The 7935-nt window shown below is 36.8% G+C and carries 6 protein-coding genes; 3 read left to right on the forward strand and 3 right to left on the reverse strand.

Annotation, left to right across the window (positions count from 1 at the left end):
* Positions 1-306 precede the first annotated feature (306 nt).
* On the forward strand, positions 307-2025 hold the full coding sequence (locus AN486_RS25545) for an ABC transporter permease subunit (protein ID WP_290602954.1): 1719 nt from the start codon (positions 307-309) through the stop codon (positions 2023-2025).
* A gap of 143 nt (positions 2026-2168) precedes the next feature.
* Here AN486_RS25545 and AN486_RS25550 read toward each other — a convergent pair whose 3' ends face one another.
* A complete protein-coding gene (locus tag AN486_RS25550) occupies positions 2169-3467 on the reverse strand; it encodes a glycosyltransferase (protein ID WP_290602955.1) in 1299 nt (432 codons plus the stop codon).
* A gap of 352 nt (positions 3468-3819) precedes the next feature.
* Between AN486_RS25550 and AN486_RS25555 the strand changes: the two genes are divergently transcribed.
* Positions 3820-4293: a TspO/MBR family protein gene (locus tag AN486_RS25555; RefSeq protein ID WP_027401510.1), complete on the forward strand. Its 474-nt coding sequence runs from the start codon at positions 3820-3822 to the stop codon at positions 4291-4293.
* Positions 4294-4358: 65 nt separating this feature from the next.
* Here the strand turns inward: AN486_RS25555 and AN486_RS25560 are convergent, their stop codons facing one another.
* Positions 4359-4526: a hypothetical protein gene (locus tag AN486_RS25560; RefSeq protein ID WP_168634134.1), complete on the reverse strand. Its 168-nt coding sequence runs from the start codon at positions 4524-4526 to the stop codon at positions 4359-4361.
* Positions 4527-4587: 61 nt separating this feature from the next.
* Between AN486_RS25560 and AN486_RS25565 the strand changes: the two genes are divergently transcribed.
* Positions 4588-4791 (forward strand): helix-turn-helix domain-containing protein, encoded by a 204-nt coding sequence (locus AN486_RS25565; protein WP_290602957.1) that lies wholly within the window; start codon positions 4588-4590, stop codon positions 4789-4791.
* Between the two features lie 579 nt (positions 4792-5370).
* Here the strand turns inward: AN486_RS25565 and AN486_RS25570 are convergent.
* Positions 5371-7773 carry a ComEC/Rec2 family competence protein gene (locus tag AN486_RS25570; RefSeq protein WP_290602958.1) on the reverse strand — a complete coding sequence of 801 codons (2403 nt, stop codon included), beginning with the start codon at positions 7771-7773 and terminating at the stop codon, positions 5371-5373.
* Positions 7774-7935: the final 162 nt, after the last annotated feature.

The following is a 7935-nucleotide window of genomic DNA, read 5'->3' on the forward strand; positions in this document are numbered from 1 at the left end:
GACAAGTAGAATTATTAACAGCTTTTTCTATTGTTATAATTATTCCTGCCCCTTCGATTTCTTGAAAATCTAACACTTTCATATCTGGGAGATTGAGAATTTGATCTACAGAAAATTTCATAGCTATCACCAAAACTTTTGTATTTTATAATTATCATTATATCATCATTGCTATCTGAACATATTTAAAATCTTGTAATCTCTTGCTGGTACTGAAGTCTGAGACTTAATGAATATAAATTTTAGGTACTAAATTTTAGTTATTTGAGTTTCCACCATAAAAGTACCGCAAGAGCCATCATATCTATGGGTTCTTCCTTACTACTACAACTCATAGTTTTCATATTTCAATTCCGAGAATTTCCCGATGAAAACTACTATCTTAGATCAACCTACTGCACTTTGCGAGAAGTATACCAAAATCAGGAACAAGAACTCTATAAACAACAAAACCTACTTAACCAAAAAATAACTAATTATCAGCAAATTCAACTATCAGATAATACCATAATTCCCAACTTAGATGCCAAACTTCAGCAAGTTAACACTGAACTAGCTGACCTTCAGAATTATTTATCGAAAAATATTTGTCCTTTAGATAAAATAGACTGGCAATTATGGTGGCGAGATCATTGGGAATACACATTTTTAACATTTAGTGTAATTTTCATTTTTACCCTCTTAGTTGGCGGAACTTATTTATTAATTAGTGATTTAGCCAAAGAAGAACAACGAGGAACATTGAATTTTATTCGTCTAAGTCCTCAATCAGAAACAAGCATTTTAACTGGAAAAATTCTCGGAGTCCCCAGTTTAATTTATCTTTTTGTCCTCACAGCCATTCCTTTGCATTTATGGGCTGGACATTCTGCTAAAATCGCCTTCAGTTACATTTTCAGTTATTATGCTGTGATTGCCGCAAGTTGTCTTTTCTTCTACAGTGCAGCCCTAATTTTTGGTTTAGTGAGTCGTTGGTTCGGCAACTTTCAACCTTGGTTGGGTAGCGGTGCTGTACTTGTATTTTTGTTTATGACAATGACAATGGTATCTTCTTATGGAGGCTTTAATAATCCCCTAACTTGGATGAGATTTTTAAGTCCCTGGGATATCACCAATTATCTATTTCCTAATCTGTTTCGTTCCTATAAAGATTCATCAATCAGCCAATTACAATTTTTCTACTTACCAATAGGAAAAAATTTCCTTACCTTAGTCGGCTTTCATTTAGTGAATTACGGAATTTGTTCCTACGGTATTTGGCAAGCAATGAAACGCTGCTTTCGGAATACAGATAGCACAATATTGAGTAAAAAACAAAGTTATTTATTTATAGCCTTTACTCAGGTAATGTTTTTGGGATTGACTATAGGTGCAGTTGAGAACAAATCAGATATGGGGATCATCGTCCTCATGGCTTTACTCAATTTTGCCTTAGTTCTAATTTTAACTATTGTGCTTTCACCTCAGAGGCAAACTATCCAAGATTGGGCAAGATATAGACACCAAAATCATCGAGATAAATCTGTATTAAAAGATTTAGTATTTGGTGAAAAAAGCCCAGCTATTGTTGCCATAGCAATTAATCTATCAATTGCCACCATACCAATAATAATCTGGATTCTGTTCTCACCTACTAATTTTTATAATGGTAGTGTTGATAAGAACAAAGTCATATTAGCTATGGTTTTAGCTTTCACATTAATGTTGATGTATGCCACAATTGCTCAATTGATGCTACTCATGAAAAATCCCAAGCGTTATGTATGGACAGTGCTAACTATTGGTGTAGCGATGTTTTTACCATCAATTGTTCTTGCCATTTTGGGTATTAGTCCTTCAAAACATCCTATTTTGTGGTTATTTTCTACCTGTCCTTGGGCAGCTATAGAATATACTCGGACGACAACAATTTTTCTGGCACTTTTAGCGGAGTTAACAGTGGTAGCTTTGTTAAATTTCCAATTAAATCGCCAAGTCAAAGTTTTAGGAGAATCCGCAACCAAAGCACTATTGACCGCCCGATAATAGTTAGTGACTCGTAAAGTTTTACCGATAGGAATGATATTTAATTTTTGTATTCCTATCGGTGGACATCAGCCTTAAAGAAATGTACAATAATTAAAACAATTACCCAATTCCAATTTTAATCTCATCCAACGAAATTATTTTTAATTTATTTGATCAAATAGAATCGGCTTGCGAGTATAGATAGCCTTTTCGACAATATCAGCAGCATAATTCACTCCTCCAGCCCTAACAATTGCCTCTTTTAGCCTCAGTGCATTTTGTTTGTAAGAATATTCTGTTAAGACCCGCTTAATTATTTCCTGCAAACTCGTAACATTTAAACGAGACAAGGGTAAAAATTCTCCAGCACCTGTATAAGCTATCCGAGAAGCAATTCCTGGTTGTTCATTAGTAATCGGAATTGCTACCAGTGGAACTCCACTACTTAAAGCCCCTAAAACTGCATTCATACCACCATGAGTAATAGTGAGAACAGATTGCGAAATCAATTGCTGTTGGGGCGCATAAGGTACGACTACAGGTGAACCTGCGAGGTTAAAATCTAATTCTTTTATTTGTGGCTGACCCAAAGAAATCACAAGTTGTACATCCAATTCCATAGATGCTTCTGCAATCATTTGAAAAATTTCCTGTTTGCGATTTTGTAAAGTACCTAATGCAGCGTAAATTAATGGTTTACCATTCAATTTCTCAAAAGGAAAAGGCATTGGTGATAATGAAAGAGGCTCTAATCCTGATGGATCTTGCAAGGGACCAGTATAATGAAATGTTTTAGGTAAACGCACTCGCGGAAAGTCAAATTCAGCAGGTAGCTGACATATCTGAGCGAGTTTTCCACCAGCATCATCACGACAAGTGTAATTTGCTAAATTCCATTGACGACGTTGATCTGCTACTAATTTCCAGATTTTTTGTGATAACTGATTAAGTAAAAAGTTACCTGCACGGTTTCGCAAAGTAGACAACCAGGCTGTATTATATTCCCAATTGGTAAAATAAGGTGGAACTCCTGGTTCCCTATTAATAAGAAGAGCATTGCATACAGTGATAAAAGGTATTTTTAGAAAATCGGCAATAGTTCCGCCTCCAATTGTTACTTGATCTACTAATAAAGCCTCTATTCCTGCTTTCGAGATTGCTGTAGGTGCTTCACCAAATAGCATCTTCGTTTCCTTTTCTAGCCAATCTATTGTAAAATTTAATGCTGCCATTCCACTCAATTCTCCTAACTGTTTGTACATTACTTCTAATGTTCCAGGGGAAAATTCAGCTTCTCCTATTTTCCAAAATTCTAATCCAGCCTTATCAACCTTAGATTGAACATCGGGGATGTGGAATAATGTAACACGATGACCACGCCGTTTTAATTCTCTTCCTAAAACAAACATTGGGTTGAGATGGCCTATTGCTGCTGGACAAAGAATACCAAAATGAGTCATAAGTTATATTTTTTGGTTAATTACAATGATTTATACCAGAAAACCGCTTTATAAATTCAAATTACATCATTTTTACTTCACTGCTTTGGTCAAGTATATAAACATACTCTCAATAAAATGATTAACACAGATCATAATGGCTAATATATGAGTTAATACTGTTTTGTCAAGAACATGAAGATCCTAATATTTTCACGTCTTCAAATTTTTCAGTATAAAAGAGCTTCATTAACACCTATTTAATACAGCACCTGCAAATTAGAAGTTAAAATATTTATCTACACTCTTAGGGAACTATTTTGTTGTAATATCATTGCGTCAGACTTTCACCAAAGTCAGCACCAAAGCAATTATGATTAAATCTTGGATGATTATTGGCACTATAGCATTCTTCGTAGGCTTCGCTGGTAACTGGATTACACCCAACCAGAGTCAATGGTTTCGGCATTTACAAAGACCTAAATGGTTAACCTTTGAATCAGCAATTCCTCTGATTTGGACTATAATTTTTATCTGTGGTGCTTGGTCAGCTTATATTATTTGGGAACACAGCCCAAATACCGATATAACTCGCTTAATGATGGGTTTGTACCTACTTCTAGAGATATTTACCATAGCCTATAGCCCCATAATGATCCGTCTTCGCAGTCTTATCGCTGGTACAATCATTGGTGGTACAGGTCTACTAATTTGTATATTAATCACCCTTGCAGTCTTATCTGTATCGCTTTGGGCAGCATTACTATTATTACCTTATTTAATTTGGAGTCCTATAGGTACATACACCACATGGCAAATGAGTCGTCTTAATCCGCAAGATGCTTAATTAGAGAACTCCCTCTTTGGGGGGTAGAAACAGCTTGATAATTTCTACCCATAACTATCCATATATTACTGTTTGTCCAAGTCTTCAATAAGTTGATCAACAAAATCCCTCAACCGTTGCTGCCAATCAGGGACGGTTTTAATTTTTTCCCTGACTCCAGGTAAAACCTTAAATTGCAAGGGTGATTTATCGTAGGCTACTTGATTTTGTGGTTTAAATTTAATCCGAGGCATTGCCAAATCCTAATATGTCTAATATACTAGATATCATAGCACAACATTGAAGGTCGAATCAATGCTTTTATCATTCAAAACTGCACTAATTCCAAATAACCGACAGATTACAGCTTTTCGCAAGGCTTCTGGAGTCGCTAGACACGCTTACAACTGGGCAAATGCTCAAATCATAGATATTTTAGCGACTCGCAAAGAAGGCGAAAAACTTAAATTACAAAAGAAGGGAACAGGGAACAGGGAACTCTTAACTGGGAGCAAATAAGAAACACTCATTTGCTGAGTTTAAAGCTCAGTCAAAAAAAGGATGTTTTTAAAAGATGCGTAGCACGAAAAAAACAGTGTCATTATTTCAATCTCATGTTTTTAAACATGAGTTTTTCCTGTTCCCTGTTGCCCGTTCCCTGTTCCCTCTGACCATCAGCGATTGACTTGCATAAAAAGTTAGTCGCCGAGGTTAAATCTGAACACGCTTGGTATTACGAAGTTAACAAAAATGTCCCACAAAAGGCGTTAACTGACTTACGCTAAGCATGGAATAGGTGTTTTTCCAAAACATCGAAACAACCCCGATTCAAGAAAAAAGGACAACACGATTTTGGCTCTTGAGTACATAATATGCAAAATCTGAACAAAGAAATCTCATAAAGCTTGCTGTGTAGAAGAAATAAGCCATATTTTTGAATATTATGGCAAAATTTTTTCCCTGTTCCCTGTTCCCTGTTCCCTGTTCCCTGTTCCCTATATTTTATTGCATCCGACCGATAACCGCTATATTGGTGATAAAATCCCTGTTTTTATCCTGCTACCTGCTGTCATCTCCTTCTTACTTTGTCTCTCTGTCCTACAAAACAGAAGATTTATTTTCTGTTGTCTGAATGAAAGTTTGAAAATCCCCATTAGGTGTCCATTGAATCGCACCATCTTTACCAGTAAAGAAAAGTTTTGTTTGTCCTTTACTCAGAGAAGATAATGTTTTCCTATCTAGATTATTAGCAGGAGAGATAGCTATTTGTGGTTTGAGTGCTAAAACTAAATCTTGCAAAGATTCTGATGGACTCCACAACACCTGGGGAGAAGACAAATCACCACTTTTAATTAATTCTTTAATTTGTTGAGATTTAATATTCCCTACTAATAACCAACTTTGACCAAAAATTTGTAACTTTAAAATCGGTACTTGGTCATTAATTAATTGTGCTGTCATTGTGGGAGTATTTATAGGTTGTCCAACTCCTAAACTTTGATAAATTCCTTGCTGTTTTTGGAGTTCCTGTTGTAGTAATTGAGTTGCAATATTGTCCTCCAACTTAGGAGCATATTCATACAAATTTTTAATTGGTAGACTTTGCATAATTTCCAACCAAGCATCATTAGTATAACCTGTAAACTTACTAGCGATCGCCCAATTAATCTGATTTAAACCTTGCTGTCTCAAAAATGGCAAAATTGTAAATCTACCTGTGCCTTCATTTCCACTATTAATTACGGCAATATTTCCCCGATCTTGAATTACTAAAACAGGTTCAGTTCTAGTATCTAACAAAGTAATTCTCACCAAATTATTAGCAGAATGCCAAATGGGAACAAGTACCAAACCAACTGCTATGAAACCTACAAACCACCAACGTTCTTGCCACCATCGGACTAAGCAAGCTAAAATAATTAAGATATAAATAGTGAGCATTTGCAAAATTGATATACTCCCAACTGCTACCAAACTACCTGGCAACTTAACAAAAAATTCCACCATTTGAATTAATAAATGGGTTGGATAATATAAAAAACTGGCTAAAGTGCCACCTAAATCTGGGGAAATCAAACTCACCAAACCGCTAATCATGCCCCCAATACTAATGATAGAAATAAATGGTGTCGTCAAAATATTTAGAGGCACACTATAAACGGGAATGACACTAGAAAACTCTAGCAGTCGGGGTAAAGTCCAAATTGTGGCTGCTAAAGGTACAGAAATTAAAGAAGCGATCGCAGGTGGTAGCCAATCTAAACGTTGAGTGATTGCAGATGCACTGACAATTAATCCCAAAGTCGCTAAAAAACTCAATTGAAAACCTAAATCCCAAATCCATAGAGGATTAAACAACAATAATAATGTTGCGGCTATTAATAAAGATCCCAATTGCTTCACATTTCTTTCTAAAGCCAAACCCAACAAAGCGGCAAAACCCATAATTACGGCTCTTAATACTGCGGGTTGAAAACCTGATAAAAACAGAAAAGTAATTAATCCCAAGCTACCAAGAGTAATTTGTGTGGCTTTATTTGTACGTCTTGTTAGCTGTAAAACTACACCCAAAATCAGAGAAGTTTGAAACCCAGACGCGGCTAAAGCATGGGCTAAACCTGCTTTTACGAATAAATCCCGGATATCATAGGGTAAATCAACAGCTTTACTACCTAAGACCATTGCACTAACAAGGGGACCTTCAGGAACACCTAATAAACGAGATTGCGATCGCCCAATCTTCTCACGAACCTGCCACCATCCCCAAGGATGTTCATCATCCAAAATATTAATCTGCCTACCAATTAAACCCGCAAAAGTCCCCTCCTGCCGCAGATATTTCTGAAAATCAAACCCACCAGGATTAGAAGCCGCAGTTGGTTTATACAAAAATCCAGTCACCGCAATTTGTTGTCCAGGATATAACCCAGTAGATTGCAATATCGGCACAGTCACATATAGCCTACCCGTCACACCCTTGGGAATCCCCCCTCCCTCCTGACCCTCTTGCAGCGGCACTAGTTCCCTCCGGGACGCTCCGCGAACGCTATCATTTTTCACCTCATCTAACTGAGTCGCTGCTAACCAAAATTGTCCCCGTTGATTACGAGTTACGCGGGGATTACTATCCACCAACCCCCGTACAATCACTAATTGTTCAAGATTACTATTATCCCCAGCCGCAAACTGACTAATATCCTCAATTCCCGGTTGAGGAACACGCAATTGCCAATAAACAGTAGCCAACAAACCCACCACACCAGCAATTAACCATATTCTCGGATGAGGAATACCCGTCCAGTTATTAGCGATCGCCTTATCTTTGCCAACAGCACCTTCTCTTTTCAGAGCAAACTTCCGCAGATTAGCATATATGCGGCGAAAGAAAACCGCCCCAACCACACCCAATAATAAAATCCACACACCACCCCAAGGAATAGCCGTAAACAGCAAACCCAAAATATAACTAAGACAGATAATTATTCCACTCGTCTGCATCATAAGAATTTAATTGCCAAAGCACCCAGTTCAGAGAATACCGCATAAATATTTAATCTGCTTGGGAAAGATATAATTCATCTGTCAAATTTATTTTGACAGATGAATTATATCTTTCCCAAGCAGATTAAATATTTATGCGGTATTCTCTGAACTGGGTGCTTT

It is taken from the genome of Anabaena sp. AL93, from assembly GCF_001672085.1.
GTDB classification, from domain to species: domain Bacteria; phylum Cyanobacteriota; class Cyanobacteriia; order Cyanobacteriales; family Nostocaceae; genus Dolichospermum; species Dolichospermum heterosporum.